Source organism: Leptolyngbya cf. ectocarpi LEGE 11479 (assembly GCF_015207065.1).
Taxonomy (GTDB): Bacteria; Cyanobacteriota; Cyanobacteriia; order Phormidesmidales; family Phormidesmidaceae; genus Leptothoe; species Leptothoe ectocarpi.
In genome coordinates this window covers 1-1087 of sequence record NZ_JADEXP010000649.1, presented here as the reverse complement: position 1 = coordinate 1087, position 1087 = coordinate 1, and the positions used below count along the sequence as shown (strand labels likewise).

The 1087-nt window shown below is 47.0% G+C and carries 1 protein-coding gene; it reads left to right on the top strand.

Translation table 11 applies throughout. The features are described from left to right. Positions 1-75 precede the first annotated feature (75 nt). Positions 76-1080: an IS630 family transposase gene (locus IQ260_RS30730; protein WP_193996824.1), complete on the top strand. Its 1005-nt coding sequence runs from the start codon at positions 76-78 to the stop codon at positions 1078-1080. Positions 1081-1087: the final 7 nt, after the last annotated feature.

Genomic DNA, 1087 nt, shown 5'->3' with positions numbered 1-1087 from the left:
TAAGTAGATCGCCAAAAACCTTTACATCATTCATGATGATGTAAAACCCGTTAGTAATAGATAGTCTATCGCTCAATGAAACAGCGCTTTATCCAGGGATTGAGTCCAGAAACGATCCACTTACTCCAGCGAATTTATCGAAGTAGTGGTCACCATCAAGTGCGCCAACGAGCCCATTGCCTGCTGCTGAGCTTTGCAAAGTTCAACGTCACTGAGTTGATGAGCATCTTTGGAGTCACCCGTAAAACCATCTATACCTGGTTCGATGCCTGGGAAAGGCAGCGTTTAGTCGGGTTATATGATCGCCCAGGCCGTGGACGTAAAGCCACCTTTAGCGACGAGGAAAAGGAGCAGATCCGAGCATGGGCAAAAGCCAATCCGAAGAATCTCAGAGCCGTGTTGGCCCAGATTAAAGCGACCTGGAAGGTGAGTGTGAGCAAAACCACCCTCAAACGCATTCTCAAATCCGCTTCAATGAGTTGGCGACGTCTGAGACGATCTCTGGCCGGAAAACCAGACCCGGGCGAGTATGCGACCAAACAGGAGCAACTGGAGGCATTCAAACGTCAGGAAACGCAAGGCAAGCTCGATCTGAGATATATGGATGAAAGTGGGTTCTGCTTGGTCCCTTATTTACCGTATGCGTGGCAGGCGCAAGGCGAAACCCTGGAGCTGCCGAGTCAACGTAGCAAACGGTTGAATGTGCTGGCATTCATGAATCGGCAAAATGACTTAGTCCCCTATGTGTTTGAAAAGAGCATTACCAGTGAGGTTGTGATTGCCTGTATTGATGACTTTAGCCAAACGTGTGAGAAACGGACCGTGATTGTGATGGATCAAGCGAGTGTCCATAGGAGCGCTGCGGTTGAAGCAAAAATTGACGAGTGGAAAGCCAAGAATGTCGAGATTTTCTGGTTACCGGCCTACTCACCGCAACTCAATCTGATTGAAATTTTGTGGCGGTTTATGAAATATGAGTGGATTGAATTTGATGCTTACGAGAGTTGGGAAAGCTTGGTTCAATATGTCGAAAAAGTCCTCAAAGGGTTTGGGGAAGACTATGTAATTAATTTTGGATAAGTACTTA

Bases quoted from the DNA above. Each gene is read 5' to 3' on its own strand.
- IQ260_RS30730 (WP_193996824.1), top strand. From the start codon at position 76: ATGAAACAGCGCTTTATCCAGGGATTGAGTCCAGAAACGATCCACTTA.